At 46.7% G+C, this 21054-nt stretch carries 13 protein-coding genes and 1 tRNA gene; all 14 read right to left on the bottom strand.

Annotation, left to right across the window (positions count from 1 at the left end):
• Positions 1-92: 92 nt before the first annotated feature.
• Positions 93-2801 carry a hypothetical protein gene (locus ACE04G_RS14050; protein WP_449004139.1) on the bottom strand — a complete coding sequence of 903 codons (2709 nt, stop codon included), beginning with the start codon at positions 2799-2801 and terminating at the stop codon, positions 93-95.
• A gap of 138 nt (positions 2802-2939) precedes the next feature.
• A complete protein-coding gene (pheT, locus tag ACE04G_RS14045; protein ID WP_449004140.1) occupies positions 2940-5393 on the bottom strand; it encodes a phenylalanine--tRNA ligase subunit beta in 2454 nt (817 codons plus the stop codon).
• Positions 5394-5475: 82 nt separating this feature from the next.
• Positions 5476-6510, bottom strand: coding sequence for a phenylalanine--tRNA ligase subunit alpha (gene pheS / locus ACE04G_RS14040; RefSeq protein WP_017689641.1), 1035 nt, complete (start codon positions 6508-6510; stop codon positions 5476-5478).
• A 631-nt stretch (positions 6511-7141) separates the two neighbouring features.
• A complete protein-coding gene (gene abc-f / locus ACE04G_RS14035; protein ID WP_449004141.1) occupies positions 7142-9034 on the bottom strand; it encodes a ribosomal protection-like ABC-F family protein in 1893 nt (630 codons plus the stop codon).
• A 522-nt stretch (positions 9035-9556) separates the two neighbouring features.
• Positions 9557-9627 (bottom strand) — tRNA-Gly (locus ACE04G_RS14030).
• Positions 9628-9787: 160 nt separating this feature from the next.
• Positions 9788-11914 carry a putative bifunctional diguanylate cyclase/phosphodiesterase gene (locus tag ACE04G_RS14025; RefSeq protein ID WP_449004142.1) on the bottom strand — a complete coding sequence of 709 codons (2127 nt, stop codon included), beginning with the start codon at positions 11912-11914 and terminating at the stop codon, positions 9788-9790.
• 289 nt (positions 11915-12203) lie between these two features.
• On the bottom strand, positions 12204-13160 hold the full coding sequence (locus ACE04G_RS14020; RefSeq protein WP_221822907.1) for an aldolase catalytic domain-containing protein: 957 nt from the start codon (positions 13158-13160) through the stop codon (positions 12204-12206).
• Positions 13161-13243: 83 nt separating this feature from the next.
• Positions 13244-14557, bottom strand: coding sequence for a DUF4129 domain-containing protein (locus ACE04G_RS14015; RefSeq protein ID WP_221822905.1), 1314 nt, complete (start codon positions 14555-14557; stop codon positions 13244-13246).
• Positions 14554-15669: a DUF58 domain-containing protein gene (locus ACE04G_RS14010; RefSeq protein WP_221822903.1), complete on the bottom strand. Its 1116-nt coding sequence runs from the start codon at positions 15667-15669 to the stop codon at positions 14554-14556. The genes ACE04G_RS14015 and ACE04G_RS14010 overlap by 4 nt, the downstream gene beginning before the upstream one ends.
• Positions 15670-15673: 4 nt before the next feature.
• A complete protein-coding gene (locus ACE04G_RS14005) occupies positions 15674-16639 on the bottom strand; it encodes an AAA family ATPase (protein ID WP_017689647.1) in 966 nt (321 codons plus the stop codon).
• Positions 16640-16760: 121 nt separating this feature from the next.
• Positions 16761-17867, bottom strand: coding sequence for a PAS domain-containing sensor histidine kinase (locus ACE04G_RS14000; protein WP_221822901.1), 1107 nt, complete (start codon positions 17865-17867; stop codon positions 16761-16763).
• A 447-nt stretch (positions 17868-18314) separates the two neighbouring features.
• A complete protein-coding gene (locus ACE04G_RS13995) occupies positions 18315-18731 on the bottom strand; it encodes a hypothetical protein (RefSeq protein WP_017689649.1) in 417 nt (138 codons plus the stop codon).
• Positions 18732-19087: 356 nt separating this feature from the next.
• The gene (locus tag ACE04G_RS13990) at positions 19088-19627 is read right to left on the bottom strand and encodes a peroxiredoxin (RefSeq protein WP_036610146.1); all 540 of its coding nucleotides are present in this window, start codon (positions 19625-19627) and stop codon (positions 19088-19090) included.
• 278 nt (positions 19628-19905) lie between these two features.
• Positions 19906-20991, bottom strand: coding sequence for a 3-isopropylmalate dehydrogenase (leuB, locus tag ACE04G_RS13985; RefSeq protein WP_036610148.1), 1086 nt, complete (start codon positions 20989-20991; stop codon positions 19906-19908).
• Positions 20992-21054 lie beyond the last annotated feature (63 nt).

Below are 21054 nucleotides of genomic sequence, written 5' to 3'. Positions count from 1 at the left end.
GGAGCCCCCGCAGCGACGGGAGCTCCTTCTTTAGTATAACAAATTGTACCAGAGTGCGTTGCAAACGAGCCAGTTCTGCTACAATCAATCCGCTAGGTCTGGTCCTGTTCAATCAATTCAATCCATTCGTTATATTCCGTCTGCAATTTCGTATATTCATCATGCAACTGACGATATTCCGTGTTCAGCTGCTCAGCCTTCTCCTGCTCCATTTCACGTTCAACCTGTAACAAACGTAATTGATTGGCCGCTAGTTCGTAACGCTCCCCCATCGCAAGCAGTTCAGTTTCCATGATCTCTTTCTCTTGGGTCGCTTCTGCACGTAACTTGTCCAGCTGCTGTCGTTCTTGCTCCAGCCCCTCCAGCAACTCACTACTTGCAGCACTTTCTCTCTTCCAAACCGTTAGTTCATTCTCAAGTGCAGCCCAGCGCTCCTGCCAGGATTGTTCCTGAGCCGCCCATTCGTCTGCACGGCGTTGCCACACCTGGTTGTTCTGCTCTGCTTGTTCAACGCTTGAGTGAAGTTCTTCTTCACGTCTTGTCAACTGCTCCAGACGGGATGCCAACTCGGCCTGTTTGGCTGACAGTTCTTCGTGTTTGATCTGCCACTCCAATGCTTCTTCCTCAGTCTGGGCTAGCCGGCTCTCTTGCTCCGAGTAGCGCTCGGAAAGTTTAGCTGAAGACTGTCTCGCTTCTTCAAGTGCGCTCACAATCTCTTGTTTCTCCTTGCTCAATTCATCCAGCTTGGAACTGTAATTCTCTTCCCGTTGTAATGCATCACTGTAATCATTACGGATTTGTTTATAGTTATCCTGAAGTCGGTTCAGCTCTTCCCGAACAACATTTAGCTCAACTTCAAGCTGATTGCGTTTCTCTTCCAAAAGCTCTGCATCCTTCTGGTATTGCACAGCCTCTTCATGGTTAAAACGAGACTCTTCCTTCACCACGGACAGTTCATCATGAAGGGATTGCACACCAGACTCCAACGTTTCGTTTTGTTCAGCAACTTCAAGAATCTGATTCTCCAGGTCCCCGATCTCAGCCAATCGCTGCTCAGCAAGGTTCTTCCAGGACTGCTCACGTTCCGTAAGCGTACCGATCTCATTCTGCAATGTACGCACCGCAGCATGAGCCTGTTCAAGCACTTTTTGCAGTCTGCGCTGTTCCTCTTCCGACTTCACTTCAGCCTCACGAAGCTTTTGGGCTTCCTGTTCAAGCTGTGCATGTTGCTCCTGAAGTTTGCGCAACTGTGCTGTGAGAGAGGTTTCTCTATCCACAGTTTCATTATACTTCTGCTTCCATTGTTCCTGTGAATCACGGGATTGCTGGGCAGCCTGTTCCGTTTCACGCAGAAGCTCCTGTAACTGGGAACGGTCCTCTTTCAACTGCTCCAGTTGTTGTTCCAGTTCCGTAATTCGGCGAGTCTGGACTTCCTGCTCTTGTTTACGGACCCCATGCTCATGACGTAACGATTCCAATTGACCACGCTCATTCTGAAGCTGCTGTTCTTGCTCTGCAACCAAGTCCTGTGCACTGATGAGCTGGGTCATTACCTCTTCTAATTGTTCTTCGACATCTAATAGTCGAGTCTCTGCCTGTTTACGTTGTTCCTCAAGTTGCTGTTTGAGCTTGCCCTGTTCTTCTTGCAACAAGGCCTCTGCCGCCGCTTCGGCTTCTTTCGCCTGGGATGTTGCTGCTTCCTTGGCTTGCTGCAATTGTTCCTCGAGGGCTGCTTCTTTCTCCATCCATTCGAGTTCCAACTGCTCGGATAACGCCTTGAACTCCGCATTCAACTGATTTATCTCAGTCATGCGCTGCTGCTCCGCTTGTTCCTGCAAGTCAGCCCGTTCCCGATTCGCCTGATCCGTGAGCTCTTGTGTCTGTTGCAACGCTTTTTCTTCAGCCTGCTGGAGCCGAAGTTCCATCTGTTGCTGAAGTTCATGATATCGCAGTGCCGCTTCTTCCTGAGCTTTCTTCAGATTGCTCTCTGCCTGCTCCAACTCGGACAAAATAGCCGACTCGGCTTCTTCCTTGGCTGTCTGAACCTGCTGCGCAGCCTTGGCTTCAATCTGCTGACGTTCTGCAACGGCACGGCTTTCGACTTCTTTTAATTGAGCTGCAGTCTTGTCCTGCAACTCTTTATATTGTGCCGCAGCTTTGGCCTGCGCCTGCTGCAATTCGGCTGCAGAACGGTTCTGAGCTTCTTTGAGCTGGGAAGCAGCCTGTACCTGTGCATTTTTAAGCTGGTTAGCCGCTTTCTCTTCCATTTCCTTCAGCTGTTTCGTTCCCTTGGCTTCTGCTTCCTTCAGTTGTGCCGTCGCTTGCGCCTGCAATTTCTGCACTCGCTCCGTTGCTTGAGCGCGTTCTTGCTCCAACAACGTATTCAACTTGGCTATCTCTGAATTTTTGTCCGATTCGGACTTTTGCAACGCCTGCTCGGCTTCAATCTTCAGCTTTTGCAAATCAGCAAGAGCCTGGTCACGCCGTTCCAATTCTTGTTGATGTTCATTTTGTATGGCGTTCAACCGATTCAATTCGTTTCTCAGTTCTGTACGTTCTCCAGTGAGCATCTTCAGTTCATTACGGATTTCCTGAGTCTGAAGAGACTGTTCAGCCATATGTACAGCCGCCAGTACCGCAATACGCGGAGTATCCAGACGGGAATTTTGCTTGGAGATTGCGCCCATACGCTCATCTACCAGGTTAGCTACTTGTTTCATATAGTCGGCACTGCTGCCAACCAGTTTATAGGAAGTCCCGTAGATCTCTACGGTGACGCGTGTACGATCAGGTGTAGTCACAGTTGTGCCCTCCTTCAAGTCTGTATGTTGATTCTAAGCTGTAATCACAAAAAAGTCACATCGATCCTCTAATGCTAAGGATTCGATGTGACTTCAAACAATTCCTGCTAATCTTTGTTCAAAAAATCTTCTTTTGTCCTATTTACGCAATTCCGCTCCGAATTGCTCTTCCAGACGAGCCACTACACGGGCATGAACTTCAGTAACTTCCTCATCGGTGAGTGTACGTTCACGATTCCGGTATACCAGTGCCATCGCCACGCTCTTCTTGTTTTCACCCAGTTTACTGCCAGTAAACACATCGAATACCTGTACGTTTTGTAACAATTCACCCGCCGATTCACGAATGGCGCGCAGCATATCTCCAGCTTCAACATCCTCATTCACAACAACCGCGATATCACGTTCCATGGCTGGGAAACGTGGAAGCTCACGATAACGAATGTCAGCGTCTGCTTCGCTGTAGATCGATTCAAGTGCAATCTCTGCGATGTATACATCATTCAGATCATACTGCTGTTGCAGTTCCGGATGCAATTGACCCAATGTACCGATCAATGTGCCTTCCCCGCCATCCTTACCTTCCAGGTAAACCGATGCGGAACGTCCCGGATGGAACCCTTCAGGGCTGTTTGCTACCAAGCGAATGCGTTGTTCAAGCCCCACATAGGCGAACAGATGCTCAAGCGCACCTTTCAGATCGAAAAAGTCTACTTTCTCCGCTCCAACATTCCACTGCTGGCTTGCACGATTTCCGGTGAGAAGCAGCCCCAGTACTGGGATTTCATGTGGTTGCTTGGTCAACTGATCTTCTTCGGTGAAGAACACATTGCCCACTTCAAATACAGCCAGTGAATCCTGTTTACGGTTCATGTTATACACCGCTGCATCCAGCATTTGCGGCAAAATACTCGTACGAAGCACACTGCGGTCCTCACTCATAGGCATCGCGAGTTTCACAGCTTTACTGCCTTGTGTCAATGCCGGGAACAATGTCGCTTTATCCGGGTGTACAAAGGAGTAACTGATCATTTCCTGCCAGCCACTGCCTGAGAGCAATCCACGAATCGTGCGACGCATCGCTTGAGAGCGTGTATATGCTCCCGGTGTCGTCGGTCCTTCAATCCATGTGGTCGGAATGTTGTCATATCCGTACAGGCGTGCAATCTCTTCAAACAAGTCTACATCAAGCGTAATATCCCCTCTGCGTGTTGGCACTTCCACATCCAGCAATCCTTGATCAGCATCACCACATGCAAAGTGCAAACGAGCGAAGATGGTTTTTACCTCAAGCAAAGACAGATCGGTTCCCAGATAACGATTCAGTCTGTCCAGCGACAATTGAATCACACGTTTCTCCGCAGCTTCTGCTCCAGCTTCCACGATTCCCTGATGCACTTCACCTTCAGCATAACGCTGAATTAGTTCAGCCGCACGATCCAAAGCTGTAATGACTGCACCCGGATCTACTTCCTTCTCAAAACGCATGCTTGCTTCGGAACGCAGCCCCAGTTGGCGCGACGTTTTCCGAACGGTTCCGCCGTCGAACTTGGCGGACTCCAGCAACAGATTCACCGTGCCTTCCGATACCTCGGAATTCTCGCCACCCATAACCCCAGCAATGGCTACAGGTTTCACGCCGTCCGTGATGAGCAACATGTGCGGCTCCAGCTTGCGCTCCTGTCCATCCAGTGTAACAATCGTTTCGCCTTCTTTAGCCATCCGCACTTCAATATGGCCCTTTTCCAGCTTATCCGCATCGAATGCATGTAACGGTTGACCGTATTCCAGCATGACATAGTTCGTGATATCAACGATGTTATTGATTGGGCGAACACCCGCAGCCATGAGACGGTTTTGCATCCACAGCGGAGAAGCACCCAGTTTAATGCCAGTTACATAACGAGCTGCATAGTGACTGCATTGCTCCTGTGCCTTAATCTCTACAGAGATATGATTCGCGGCTGCATCACCAATTTCAACCAGTTGGTCTTTGGGACTTGGCAGCTTCACTTCACGACCCAGAATGGCACCCACTTCATAAGCCGCACCACGCATGCTGAGACAGTCGGAACGGTTCGGTGTCAGGTCCAGTTCAAGCACATGATCGTCAAGACCAAGAACCTGACTAATTGGCGTGCCAACCTCTGTTTGTTCTGGCAGAACGAGAATACCTTCCTGCTGATCTTTGGGCAACAATTTATCGTTCATGCCCAGCTCTTTGGCGGAACAGATCATGCCAAGGGAGACAACACCGCGCAGTTTGGCTTTTTTGATATCCAATCCACCAGGGAGCTTCGCTCCAACCAGGGCTACGACTACTTTTTGGCCTGCATCCACATTTTTTGCACCACACACGATCTGCAGATCTTCTTCCTGGCCAGCATCAATGACACATACATTCAGTTTGTCTGCATCGGGGTGTTTCTCCTTGCTCTTCACATAACCTACAACAACTTTATTCACGCCCTTGTTGCGGTTCTCCACTACATCAATTTCGACACCCGCACGGGTGATTTTCTCCGCCAATTCCTGTGGCGTCACACCTTCAAGGGAAATATAATCAGACAGCCAATCTGTCGATACTCTCATGGACGTTCACTTCCTTCATCTATAAATTGGTGTTGCCGTTCCTAACGCTTGCTCTATGAATGCAGATCTATTTATTGTAAAGTTACAGCCGTCCGAATTGCTTCAGGAAGGTCAGATCACTGTTGTAGAAGTGACGGATGTCATCAACACCATATTTCAGCATCGCGATACGTTCTACGCCCATTCCAAATGCAAAACCACTGTATTTCTCCGGATCGTATCCACCCATCTCCAGTACTTTCGGGTGAACCATACCGCCGCCCAAAATTTCAAGCCAGCCTGTTTGCTTACATACGCGACAGCCACTGCCGCCACATTGTACACAAGTTACATCCACTTCCGCACTTGGCTCTGTGAACGGGAAGAAGCTTGGACGCAGACGAATTTCTGTGTGGGAACCGAACATTTCGCGCACGAATTGCAGCAGGGTTCCTTTCAGATCGCTCATACGAATGTTTTCGCTAATGACCAATCCTTCAACCTGATTGAATTGGAAAGAGTGCGTCGCATCGTCGTCATCACGGCGGTATACTTTACCTGGGCAGATGACTTTGACAGGTACTTCGCCCTTCATGCTCTGCATGGTACGTACTTGAACCGGAGATGTGTGGGTACGCATCAACAAGTCTTCTGTAACGTAGAAGGAGTCCTGCATATCGCGCGCCGGGTGATTCTTTGGCAGATTCAATGCTTCAAAGTTGTAATAATCCATTTCGACTTCAGGACCTTCCGCAACGCGGTATCCCATACCGATAAAAATATCTTCGATCTCCTGTACCACTTTGGTCAGCGGATGCAGTCCGCCTTGACGCCCACGACGTCCTGGCAGGGTTACATCAATTTTCTCGGATTGCAGACGCTTCGCCGTCTCTTCCTTCTGGAACTGGTCCTGCTTGCTGTCGATAACTTCCTCAATGGCAGCCCGAACATCATTGGCTACTTGACCAATAACTGGACGTTCCTCCGCACTAAGTGCACCCATACCACGCAAAATCTCAGTTAATGCACCCTTTTTCCCCAAATACTTTACACGCAGATCACCGAGCGTCTGCGGATCATTCACACCAGACAACTGCTCCAGCGCTTCGATCTTCAATGCCTCTAAACGTTCTTTCATGTGTAATTGCCCCCTTTTTGTGGTGTTTTTGCAACAAAAAAAGGCCTTCTCTCCCCTGAAGGGACGAAAAGACCGTGGTACCACCCTTGTTAGACGTCCATTGCTGCGTGGCCTTCTGGCTGCAACTGGTTCTGTCTCACTTTGTACGGAATAACGACCGTTAACCGTTTGCCCCTACTGTTGCCTCTGTGTCTGCACACAAACAGGTTCAGGGAACCGCTTCGGAGTGAATTTCGGCAGCCTTGTTCTACAGAAACGCTCTCAATCTACGGCGCTTCCTCCCTGTCCAGAGGCACTGCTTACTTATCTCCATCATCACGTTTGCTTTTAAGTTAAACCTCTAGAGGTTGTCAAAAAGTCCGCTTTTGATTACGAATGATGCCTAGCGGCATGATCAGTGTCGAATATGGAATTCAGCCGAATAAGCAGATGCTTACGAAGTATGTTTCCTTCGGAAACATTGTAGTTGCTCACGTAGTTTTCCTAAGCTCCGCTACTCCATTTCTATCTTCATCCCATCTTCTTGGTACTGAAAACCGATCTTTTTGAACACTTACCTATATCGATGTAATCATCGATGATCGTTCATAATTATATGCAAAATAGATCGAAATAGCAAGCCGTCCATGTTCTAATTAATGCTTGCACCCTTATCTTTCAATTGTTTCAGGCGCTGCTGGATTTCACGAATCTCAACTGCCTCGACTGCTCGCTCATTCGAATGCTCGGGCTGTGTCAGACTGTCTTTTCCAGCAGTGCTCACAGGAGACAGCAACTCCGATAGTCGCATCTCCAATCGTAACCGCTCGTCATCGGATTCCCGGGTCTCCAGCGCCACCTCCCGAAGTTTGGTGGACTGCTCCCAATCCGACACACCTCCTTCAAACAGAGCTGCTGTGCCACCAGCCTCCAGATCGCATAATCGATTCGCAAGTGACTTCGTCAGCATCCGGTCATGGGATACAAGTACCAAAGCACCTGAAGCCTGCTTTAATACATTTTCCATGACTTCCTGGGTATCGATGTCCAGATAGTTCGTCGGTTCGTCCAGCACCAGCAGATTTGCTCCGCCAAAGTACAGTCTCAGAAATGCCACTCTGCACTTTTCCCCCATGCTCAAATCCCCAATGTGCTTGAACACATCATCTCTGGAAAATAGGAAACATCCCAGAATGGTACGTGCCGCACTTTGTGTCATGGATGGAAGGGTAAGCAAGCTGTCCAGCAGCGTCAGATTTTCGGGAAGCCCTTCCAGCTCCTGTGAAAAGTAACCGATTTTCAGCTGTGGATGCCGTGTGACCTTGCCTTGGGAAGGTTCCAGTTCACCAATCATCAACTTCAGCAGTGTTGTCTTGCCCGTTCCATTAGGACCTCGTACAGCAAGCCGATCGCCGCGTTCCACAGCAATCCGAAGATCGCGCAGCAATGGTTTGTCTCCCGTATATGAAAAACTCACCTCTTCCAGCGCAAGCAGCTGGCGTGCAGCCAGTGGATTCATCTGTAATTCCATGTTCAACTTGGCGGCTTCACGAGGTTTATCCACCCGTTCCCGCTCCAAACGCTCCAGCTGTTTTTGTTTCGCATGGTAACGTGAAATATTTTTGTTAGCTTTGGCTTTGTAAAAGCTCTGGGTGATCTTCACCTCCACATCAGTCGCTGAATTATGCGCTTTATGGAACCACTCCTGATAATTTCGAATCGTTTCTTCCAGCGCCTTACGCTCCAATTCCTGCCTGCGGTAGATCGTTTCCTGTTCACGTAATTCACGCTCTTTGTGGATCTTGTAGTCGGAGTATCCGCCCTTGTATTTGGTCAGGGTATCTGGACTGAACTCAATGACTCCTGTTGCTACCTGATCAATAAATGTACGATCATGTGATACAAATAACAGCGTACCTTCATATGAGGATAACCACTCTTCCAGCCAACGCATGCTTCCCTCATCCAGATGATTCGTCGGTTCATCCAGAATCAGGAACTTTGGTTTGCTGACAAGCAGCCCCGCCAAACGAGCCTTTGTTTTTTGTCCACCACTCAAGGAATGATAGGGTCTATTCCAATGCTCTGCGGATAATCCAAGGCGGGTCAGTACTTTCTCTACCTCAGTCTCCCACATATAACCGTTCAACTGTTCGTATTGCTCCATCACTTGTGTATAAGCTGCAAGCAGCTCTTCATCCGCTTCAGTGCTCATGCTCAACCGTTGTTCCAGTTCTTCCAAGTTCCGTTTCACTTCATAGATCTGACCGCTCTCACGCCGGACCGCATCCAGTACATTCATCCCGGTCTCAATCTCCGAGCGCTGGCGCATGAACCCCCATTCCTGCTGAGGAATATGACGTTCAATCCGTCCACCACCATGCTCCTCACCCAAAATGATGCGTAACAATGTTGTCTTGCCGCATCCGTTGCGACCCAAAATGGCGAGTCGTTCGCCCTCATTAATCTCCAAATTCAATCCTGTAAACAATTCAATACCGTTCCACTCTTTTGATACTTCATGTAAGCGTACCAATGTCATCATGAGACCTCATCCTTCCTGCATCCTTTTTGCTGAACAAAAAAACCGCTGGCATCAGCCGGCGGTTTGGCAATTCAGGGTTGGATCAAGCATTCAAAGACAGATCTAAGGTAAGCTACGGCATGAACAAAGAAACCCAAAATACAGGGTACACGTAAACCTCAATGGCTTACTTGCTCCATACCTTTTCCCATAGCTGAATTTGGACACACGAATCCCCTCATTGCTCAGCCGCTCTGGCTGACTGCGTCATAAAACCGTCTGCAGTTAACTGGGGTTCAATTCATGTGTTTTACTTCATGGGACGTATGGTTACCTCTCATTCATGTGTAGTATCAATTTCTCCGTTATTGTACCAGATCATTGTAAAAAAGCAAAGGGTATATAAATTAAACTAAAGCATACTTACTTACTTACTCGCTACTCCGAAGACAGAACAATCTTCTGATCTCTGTTGCCACCGGATTTCCTTTAGGGCAATAGAAAAAGCCCCTGCATCGCAAGGGCTCCGGTACTACTTCGTTAAGCGGGTGATGGGAATCGAACCCACGCTATTAGCTTGGAAGGCTAAAGTTCTACCATTGAACTACACCCGCATGATTGAAGATTTAATTGTTAAGTTCCTTAGGAATTTAACAGTGTTTTTACAAATAATAATATACCATGATCCTCTATAGCATGCAAGTCACATTTCCCATTTTTTTCATTACACATCCATCAAAAAAAGCAGGAGCACCCTCGCGCCCCCGCTGTTTCCTATCCTGTAGGCTTATCCACATCTCTCAAAAACTGCTTTTCAAATTCAGCGGCTTTAATCGGTTTGCTGAAGAAATAACCCTGAGCCTCGTGACAGTGTTGATTGCGAAGAAAGACCATCTGATCTTCGTTCTCCACGCCCTCAGCTGTGACTTTCAGTTGTAAATGATGCGCCATTGAAGTGATGGTGGATACGATCGCGGCGTTATTGCTGTCCTCCATGACTTCATTGACGAATGAACGGTCAATCTTGAGCCGATCAATCGGCAGATCCTTCAGATAGTGCAACGAGCTGTATCCCGTTCCAAAATCATCAATACTGATATGCACACCAATTTCTTTGATTTTGCGCAACTGTTCGAATGACCGGTCTTTATCAAATGTCATGCTCTCTGTAATCTCCAGTTCAAGCCACACAGGCTCTAGTCCCGTCTCTTTGAGAATGCCATTGATATTGTCCAACAAATGGGAGTGCCTGAATTGTCTCATCGACAGATTCACCGAAACACACAGTTTACGATAACCGGCTTCCTGCCACTGTTTGTTTTGTGCACACGCCTCACGAAGCACCCATTCGCCAAGTGGCACAATGAGCCCACTCTCTTCTGCCAGAGGAATAAATTCCGCCGGAGATACCGAGCCTCGCTGCGGATGCTGCCAACGCACCAGGGCTTCCATGCCAACGATTAGTCCACTTTGCAGATTAACCTGCGGCTGGTAGACCAGGTAGAACTGACCCCGATCCAACGCTTTGCGCAGATCATTCTCAAGCCGCAAACGCTCCTGTGCCTTCATCTGCATCGCATGGGCAAAACGATTCAGTTCCATTCCTTGTTCCTTTGCACTGTGCAAAGCCGTATCTGCATTCTGAATAATCTCCAGTGGTGACTCCCCATCGTGTGGGAAAATGGCCATCCCGATTCCAAGTGTAAGATGATACTCATTGCCATCAACCAAGACGGGCTTCTCAAAAAGCTGCAAAATGGATCTTGTCCGACGCAACGCTGTATCGGTTGAACTAAAATCTGTCATCGTTAATGCAAACTCATCTCTTCCCAATCCAAAGACTTCTTCTCCTGGAAGTGACGAATGTTTCAGTCGTTGACCTACCTGACGCAAAACCCGGTTAGCTGCTTGCTGTCCGAGCGAATCATTAATGGTTTTGAACCGATTAATATTCAGGACCAGTACACCAACAAGCTGTTCCTGCACCACGGCATCATCCATCATTTTTTTCAACCGCTGTGAAAGGCGACGACGGTTTGGAAGTCCCGTTACATCATCATGATGAGCAATATAGTTCATCTTGGCTTCCGCCACCTGCTGTTGCAGGAAAGGCGTGTCCACTACGGACGTATACAGTCCTTTTTGAATGAAAAAATATGCCATACAATTACTCAGCAATCCTAATAACAGATTGAGATCGTTCACCCCAGTTGCTGAAACAAAATAACATTCACCAAAAAAGAAACACAGAATGCCACATAGAATGGTTGGTAGATCAGCATCTTTGGTTTTTTTCCATTGCACAAACATAAGAACCGCAATAATGCCATAGAGCAATCCGACCATAAGATGAACTCGGGTGAAGATACCACCCAGCACTTCCCCGTCAAGCATACTCGGCAACATGCTCCATTCCTGAATAGCCATTATGTACAAAATAACAAAGGTACCCAATGTCCCACTGAACAGTAAGAATTTGCGTGGTAATGCAATTTCTTTCTCATGTAAGGTATACACGAGCAGTAAACCTACTGAACATACCAAAGATCCCATGGTTGACATCATTAAGGAGAACTCCGATTCCATCATGGCTCCATTTGGGATCTCTTCTGCAAATGAAACAATATGAACCAATTCAAACAGACCAATCAATAAAAAGAGTGTTGTCAATAATGCCCTCCGAAGAGTTAGCTTCTGTGTCCGAAACAACCAGCTTTGATTGTAAATGCCGATACAAGCAGCTACCGCAGCAAATCCACCCAAGAGTGTCAAAACCGGGTAACCCGATATGATCAGATCAGAGCTTGAAGAAGAACGAAACCATTGACTTGCGAGGAAACACAATAAGCCGCACACAGCGACCCAACTTATGTTTCTCTGATCTTGCAGATTAACCTTCATGCCGTGTTTTCCTTCCCGGGATCACCTATCCTGAATTACATTAACCAAACTTAAAAATTTACTACACGATTCGACAAAAATCATATTAACCAACGTTCAATTCACATGCATACACATGCTATCTGGTACATAATAACATTTAATTTTGTATACGTGAACTAAAAAATAGTTACTCCTAGGAATATTTATTCATAAATATAGAGAAAAACAAGGCATTAAGAACTAAAAAAACATGGATCTCCAGTTAGAGTCCATGTTTTCCTATTTGGCAACTGTATTTCAGACTATATTACTTATCAAAATTCACTTCTGGTGTTGTTAATTTATCATAGAAATCAACAACCTTATCCTTGTCTTCCGATGAACGAATCGCCATCGCTGAACGTGGATGCTCGTCCAACGCACCTGTAATCATGTAAGGCAGAATGTAACCCCATTCTTCTTTTTCTCTCAGTGGAACCATCAACTGTTCCAATACACCAAGCACTGGACGCAAGTTGTATTTTGTTCCTTTGAGATGAGCTACAAGCAATTCGGTTGGACAGTTTCCTGCCGCACGTCCCATACCATACACAGAAGCATCAAGCAGTTCAACGCCAAGTTCTGCCGCAACCAATGTGTTAGAAAACGCAAGTTGCATATTATTATGTGTGTGAACACCAAGACGCTTGTTAGGCAAGTGAGTCTTGAACTTCTCTACCAGATATTTCACATCATTATGGTCCAAGCTACCGTAGGAGTCTACAATGTAAACAACATCCACAGCGCTTTCTTTGATCAATTCAAATGCTTCCAGCAATTCATTCTCCATAACATTGGAGAGTGCCATAATATTCAGTGTAGTTTCATATCCACGATCATGGAATGTTTGAACCAGTGCAAGTGCCTTATCTACATCTTTGCTGTAGCAGGCAACCCGGATCAGATCCAGCATGCTCTCACTGCGAGGCAAGATATCATTTTCGTCCACACGACCTACGTCAACCAGTGCAGACAGTTTGGTATTGCCTTTTTGAGGAATAACTTTACGCAGGAAATCATCGTTCAGGAAACGCCATGGTCCTGCTTCCTCGGCGCCTTTAAGCAACTTCGGAGAGTTCTTATATCCAATTTCCATATAATCAACGCCAGCTTCATTCAATCCAGTATATAGCTGTTGAACAAAGTCCACGCTAAAGTCCCAATTATTCACCAATCCGCCATCACGAATCGTACAATCTACAATTTTGCAATGATTTGTCTTCATTAATGTCTGCTCCTTTTCTGACCAACTTGTGTATTCCTCTCATGATACTTGAACGTGACAAGAAAAGTAAAGGGATTCCGGACTTATTTACTTCGATAAGATCTCCAGATTCGGTCAATCTCAACCATATCGGAACGATCGGGAGCTTTCTCTCCATAACGGACGGCATTATACGTATCTGGCAGTCTCGAAGACAGCTCATCTTCTTCTACCTTCACACCATTCTGAATAATGGTCTGTGCAGCCTCCAGCGGAGTGTGCGTCCCTTGTATTACCACGCCTCGATGAGCAGCTCTTTCAATCCAAGTCCGATAGTAATACCGAACACGTTCAGCATCCTGTGCAGGGGGCGCCTCTTTCTTCCGAAACCAATTCTTTCGGACTTTTGCTGGCGCATCAAGCGTCTCACTGACATCGATATACTCCGTCCGTGGTTCTGCCTTCTTTTCACCTGGTTGTAACATCCCCTTGAATCGATCCATAAGTCTGTTTATCGTTTTTTGTCCCAACCTCAGAAGCAGCCACAGAATTGCTCCTGCTACAGCACACATCACTACCCATCCGAGGATGTTCCAGAAGACTGAGGGCTCGGATGGCGGCTCTCTCCAGTCATTCGGTATATTTAGCGGCTGATTGGGGTTGTCCATTGGTAATCGTGGCTCCTCGCCGGAAATCGGACCAAACCATCCCCTGATCCATGCGAGCAAGCGATCACGTAGTGGTCCCAGCCAGGCAGCCAGACTTGGGAAAGCACCAATCGCGACGATAACAATAAACATCCACATGAACCGCTGATGATTCGCACGTGCAAAATCTCTTAATACCAATCTTCTCTTGCCATCATTGAGTATTGCCTGATCCAGTTGCAGCATATATCGTCCAACCAGCCAAAAGGCAAAACTGATCACTCCTGCAATATAGATCCATAGGGTATAGGTTCGTATCGGCTGCATGAATTCCAACGAGTTCGAAGCAATCATAAGCACGATCGCACTGATTACACCCATAATCTGCAAGCGCCATAACAACACAGAATGAAAGACTGGCTGGAAGGTCAGCCCTGCATAAGCCGAGATGACTCCACACAGTACCAATGTGATGATATCCGGCAACGGGAGAATGAGGCTCATCCCAACAACGAGTGCGAAGAGAAATCCTATGACCAGTGCCGTTACTCCACGAATGAATGTATTCTTCTCGCTAAAACCTGGAATTTTATGCTGAATGAACTGTCCCAACCAACCTACAAGAACAACCATGATGAATAATGTGAACGGCAAATGTTCCATTGCGTAGAATGAAGCAAGCGTAAATATCGGAAAAAGGTATATGCCCGCCATCAAGACGGCAAGCATCGCTATGAGTCCTTTGGTCGTCGCTACCGGTCTGTTCCTCATGCACTCACCACCTTCGTATTACCCTTCATGTCCTCCACCGGGAGAATCGTCACACGATGTCCTTGTTCGTGCAGACGTGCAATCTCGTACTCCATAGCGGCAGATACATAGGATGTAATCAGCAGATAGCTGCGGATTTGCTGTGCTTCTTCATTCAGACGTACTTCATCATTAAGGAATTGCTCCATGGGCACCATACATTTCAACTCTGTCTCAGCCATAGCTTCCAGTAACCGTTCCAGATGAGGCGTGCCATAATCTGGCTCAATCCGAAGTGTATCGCGCCCTCCACCCACATGATAACCATTATGAGCGAACCCTGCCGGTAGTCCTCTACCGATGGCATCCACTGCAGCCGTGGCAGCGTAACGGAGTGCCCGTTCAATCTTTTCCGGTCGAGTGACAACACTCCACATATCTGCAGATTCCTGAATGTTGACTACAATCCAGGATTGCGGATCAGCCGTCCATCCCTGCTTGTAGACTTGTAATTCACCTGTACGTGCACTTGCTTTCCAGTGAATACGATTCATGGGGTCGCCTGCACCATAAGGCCGAACACCCAGGATCAAGAAAGGATCTTCAACGATCCATCGTGATACTTCCACTTCTCCCTGCCATACCTGATAAATTGCAGGAAGATCCTCTGCATTCATTAATGAAGGATACACGATCATTGACATTTGCAGAGGAATCGGTTTGGTGGAACGCCACACGCCAAAGAGATCCCCACCTGTCATCGTTGCTGTATTTAATGGATAAATCCCACGCTGAGTACATGTAAAAGGATGCTTGCGCGTAATACGAGTAAACGGTTTTAACGTAAAAATACTCTTATGGTTCTGATAGATTTCGCCTTGACTAATATCCATACCTGAGCCGGAACGAAATACAAACGACACTGGCATCATCGATTCAAGTCTGAGCCACGGTACGGAGACTCGTTTCTCATTTGATATCGTCTCCACCATCTCAAGTTCATCTCCAGCGTAACAACGCAGCTTGCTGAATTGTCTGCTGTACCTGAGTTTTCGCAGTGCAGGTCGTCCAAACCACACACCATGTATAACAACGACAATGCCTCCAACAAGGACAAGCCATAATAATGCCATAAGATTAACGCCCGCTTGTAGCGAGATTCTCCGTAGGCACTTCTGTCTGATTCAGAAGTTCCTGGATGATACGCTCAGCCAAGCCCTCTTGTTGTCTGATGCGGTTACGGAATACCAGTCGGTGGGCCAGCACAGGTTCCGCCAGTACTTTAATATCATCAGGCAAAACAAAATCCCTGCCATGCAGTGCAGCCCATGCCTGACTTGCCTTGAGTAATGCCTGAGCCCCTCGTGGACTTACGCCAAGCGAGAGCTCGGGATGTTGCCTTGTCGCTTCGGTTAACTGAATGATATATCGTAGCAAATCTTCGTTAATTTGCACTGTTTTATACGTATCCTGCGCCTTCAAAAGTTCTTCACGACTGATCACTGCCGAGAGATCATCAACAGAACGACTGGCTACCGTACGTCTCAAAATTTCTACACTCTCTTCACTGCTTGGATAACCCATACGAATTTTCATCATAAAACGATCCATCTGCGCTTCAGGTAGCGGAAAAGTTCCCTGGTTATCTACAGGATTCTGGGTGGCGATAACGATGAATGGCCGTTCCAGCTGTCTCGTTGAACCATCAATACTGATCTGGCGCTCTTCCATACACTCCAACAAGCTTGATTGTGTACGCGGTGTAGCACGGTTAATCTCATCGGCTAGTACAAGATTGGCAAACAAGGGGCCGGGTCGGAATTCAAAATCCCCTTCTTTTTGATTAAAAAAATGAATCCCTGTTAAGTCAGAGGGTAGCAAGTCCGGTGTAAACTGTATCCGTTGGAATGTGCAGTCCAATGAAGAGGCTACCGATTTGGCAAGCATCGTTTTCCCAGTACCCGGTACATCCTCCAGCAGCACATGTCCTGACGCTATGATGGCTGTCATCACCAGCTCTATGGTATGCTCTTTTCCCACAATCACTTTTCCCACATGATCCATCAGTTGTTGATTCATTCGTTCCATTCCTTGGATTTCCATCTGCATCTCATCCTTCCGTTATGGAGCTTATGTATTCGCATTCATTACTAACTATAACCCTTTTTGGCAACAAAAAACAAAGGAGTCGGCTAATTGCCGACTCCTCTACGTCCCGCTCTTCTCAATATACCAAAGGTAACATAATGATAAAGCGCGTACCTTCGCCTTTTTTGCTATCCACAGAGATGGTACCTCCGTGGTTCTTGATGATCCGGTAACTCACCGAGAGTCCCAGCCCCGTTCCACTTTCCTTGGTCGTGAAGAATGGATCAAACAGACGCACAAGTGTGTTATGGTCCATCCCCTGACCGTTATCGGCGATGGAGATCTGCACGAACTTGTTTTCCGTGGCGGTAGATATTCGAATTAGACCCGTGTGTTCTTCGCCGACTTCCTCAATGGCATCCATTGCGTTTTTCACCATATTCAAAATAACCTGCTTAATCTGTTTGACATCAATGGACACATTCAGCGGGGCATCCCCTTCATCCAACGTGATCTCGCATCCCTTCATCAATCCTTCGCTCTCTGTCAGCAAGACCACCTCTTTAAGCAAAGAGTCGACAGACATCACAGTCTTCTGTGGCGCTGACGGTTTGGAAGAATTCAAGAATTCGTAGATGATGTCGTTCGCCCGATCAATCTCTGTAAGTATGATGCGAGCGTACTCGTCTTTGCCAAGCTGCAGCAGATGGGGCCGAAGCAACTGGATAAACCCACGGATTGCGGTTAACGGATTACGAATTTCATGAGCAATAGAAGCCGAAATGCGCCCCAGCATCGCAAGTTTGTCATTTTGATAAGCGGTCTGTTCAATCTGTTTATAATCAGATACATCCTTGACACTGAACAAGAAGTCTCCGTCCATCTGATCCCCGTACGTCACAGTAACCAGCCAATGCCTTCCGTACTCATCAATCAACTCATGATAGCGCTTACGGTGAAAAATAGTTTCCCGATAGATACGTAAAATTTTCTTTTTCTTGAATCGGCTCATCTGTGGATGATGCAGCATTTGCATCAGGGTGCAGCCGCTCAACAGACTTCTTGGAAGTTCCAACAACTTTGCCATCTGAACGTTAATAAACGTCAATACACCGTGACTGTCAAACAACATAATACCGCTATCCAGATGTTCCAGTACATTCTCATACTTGTTGTTATCCAGATGCACAGGCGGGAATCCATCCGTTGGTTGAGGCACTGTATCCTGAAATTCACTAATCATGTCAGGTTCCTCCTTTTCACGTAAATGATAAACTTGCCATTCGGACATCATATCATCACAGAAACAGGAAGGGCCGATTTTATTTTTCATTACCGGTGCCCTTTCGTTGGGGGGCTGAGCCGAAAATATGGATGGCATGGCCGGAACTCATGCTGGTCTATTCCCGGTAACCAACAGTTGATCCGGAAAATCATATACGTTTGTCCCATTCTGACCTTCTCCTATTCCCAAACACGAACATTTTTTGCTCCGCCTCTTTTGCAAGTCTGTTTTTATCATAGACAAGTTTATAGAAGAGAGTCAATCGGAGAAAGTGTCGAATGGAAATTATTTTAAAAAAAACCTCGAACTAGTTCCAGAATACAGCACAAAAACGAAGCCGTTTCACCCAATAGGCAAATCAGCTTCGTTTTTAATATCTTTAATTTGTGATATATCCAAGTTCATCTATAGTCCGGTCTTATTATGCTGAATTTTCAGTCTGCGCTGACTCATCACAGCTAATCGACGTTTAAGTTCGCTTTCCCACTTCTCGTCTTTGGTTTCCTTCGCGAGCCTGAGCAAATCCAGAGCCATATCAATCTGGCGCTGCACAATGACCATGGCATCCTCACTCTCACGGTTTACACAGTTTTCGAAAATCGCATCTTCATCTTCTGTTACATAATCCTGAAAATCGATCTCGGATGCACCGTCTCCATGCGCATATTCAGCGAGAATTTCATATTCATTTTCCACTTTATAATGCACCTCAACCCGGTGACACACCGGGCAAAACAGCAGGGGAACATTATGAACCTGGGTGCGGTAATGCTTCAGCGTGCCCTTCGTTCCAACCATACTTGCCCCACAACAGTAACTCATTTTTGTTCACCCTCCTTATTCGTGCCGGGACTTTTTTGATAAACATTCAATCCCGTACACTTCCAGCACTTCCGAAAAGGAATAGTTCCATCAGTGTATCACATTCAAGTACAGATTATAAATGCAGAGCACCGGAATATTTACCGGGTTTCCATACCCTATTCGCCTTAAAGGCCATCAATTCCTCTTTCAACAGATAAAAAGAAGACTTTCTTCTAATATATTATTAACACGCTTAGCTGCTTGTTCAAACACTTTTGATTAACTTCGTGATAACTTCCGTCAAAAGGGTGCAAAAAGCCCTCAATCCCTAACGGGATGAGGGCTTGAACAAAAACCGTTCAAGTTAATCTTGCTTACAGGTTAGTGTCGCCTGGTTTCCAGTTCATTGCACACAATCCGCCGGATTGCAGTGCTTGCAGTACGCGAAGTGTTTCTTCAACACTACGGCCTACATCGTTGTGGTTAACCACTTGATATTTCAATTCGCCTTCTGGATCGATGATGAACAGACCGCGCAATGCTACGCCTTCTTCTTCGATCAGAACGCCGTAATCTTTAGCCACTTGCTTCGTGATATCAGAAGCCAGCGGGAAGTTCAATTGACCCAGACCATTGCTGTCTACAGGTGTATTGATCCATGCTTTGTGGCTGTGTACGGAGTCTACACTCACGCCAAGGATTTCTGTATCCAAAGCTTTGAATTGCTCGGAAGCAACGCTCAAAGCTGTAATTTCAGTTGGGCACACAAATGTGAAGTCCAAAGGATAAAAGAAGAATACAAGCCATTTGCCACGATAATCGGACAGTTTAACGGAACCAAAGTCTTGTCCGTCTCCCGATACTGTTTCCATTGCGAAATCCGGTGCTGGTCTACCTACCAAACGTTCTGCCATAACTAAAAATTCCTCCTTTGGGATTATGTAAGCATCCTTGCGGATTGCTCATCATCAAGAAAAACGCGTACGCTTTTCCTGTAATTAAAATGATTTGATACTTGATAACAAGTACAAGTAAAATGTTATCATCCGGACTTCCCAAAGTCAAGATTATAAACATTATTTTTTTATAATCATTATAAATAAGGATTTTTCGTGGCAAAAATCATAAAGCAACAGCCCTCTGTACATTCCATAATTGGAAACAAAGGGCTGCCATGTTTTTGATCCTATAATTACGCTTGTTTCTGAATAGCCGCCACGATCAAATCGCCCATTTCGGTCGTGCTGATCGCTGTGCTCTTGTCTACAGCAATATCACTTGTGCGGTGTCCTGCGTTCAATACATCCGATACAGCCGCTTCAATGGCATCCGCACCTTCCGTATAACCAAAGGTTGTACGGAACATCAATGCCAAAGAGAGAATGGTTGCAATCGGATTAGCGAGGCCTTGACCTGCGATATCCGGTGCAGAACCGTGTACCGGCTCATAGAGTCCGAAGCTGCCCTCTCCCAGTGATGCAGATGCGAGCATACCGATGGAACCTGTCAACATCGCTGCTTCATCACTCAAGATATCTCCAAACATGTTTTCCGTTACGATGACATCGAAGCTGGACGGACGACGCAGCAATTGCATCGCGCAGTTGTCTACCAGTACATGCTCCAGTTCAACATCCGGATAATCCGGTGCTACCCGGTTCACGACTTCACGCCATAGACGGGAAGTTTCCAATACGTTGGCTTTGTCTACAGAAGCCAGCTTTTTGCGACGTCCTTGCGCAATTTCGAACGCCTGACGAACGATCCGCTCCACTTCTGTTACATTATATGCACATGTATCCACAGCCTCTTCGCCCTGTGCACTTTCACGTCTGAACTTCTCTCCGAAGTAGATCCCACCTGTCAACTCACGTACCACCATCAGATCTGTACCTTCCAGTACTTCAGGCTTCAGCGTTGAAGCATCCTTCAAACAATCAAATACGACAGCCGGACGCAGGTTGGAGAACAATCCAAGTGCTTTGCGAATACCCAGCAGGCCTGTTTCCGGGCGAAGCTCTTTGCTGTTGTTATCCCATTTTGGGCCACCAACCGCTCCAAGCAGGACTGCATCTGCACTTTTACATACGCTCAGTGTTTCTTCAGGAAGAGGTGTACCCTTCTCATCAATCGCGATTCCGCCAAACAGCGCATGTTCTGTCTCAAAACGATAACCGAATACTTCCTCCGTACGTTTAAGAACTTTCTCAGCCTCAGCTACGACTTCAGGGCCAATTCCGTCACCTGCAATAACTGCAATTTTTTTTACGTCTGCCATTGGGTTGTCCACTCCTTATATTTCATTCATTATTTATTCATAAAGTAACGTCTCATATTAACT

The sequence above is a fragment of the Paenibacillus sp. AGC31 genome (assembly GCF_057334655.1).
Note: the sequence above shows the minus strand (reverse complement) of the source record. Positions and strands in the feature narration are given on the sequence as shown.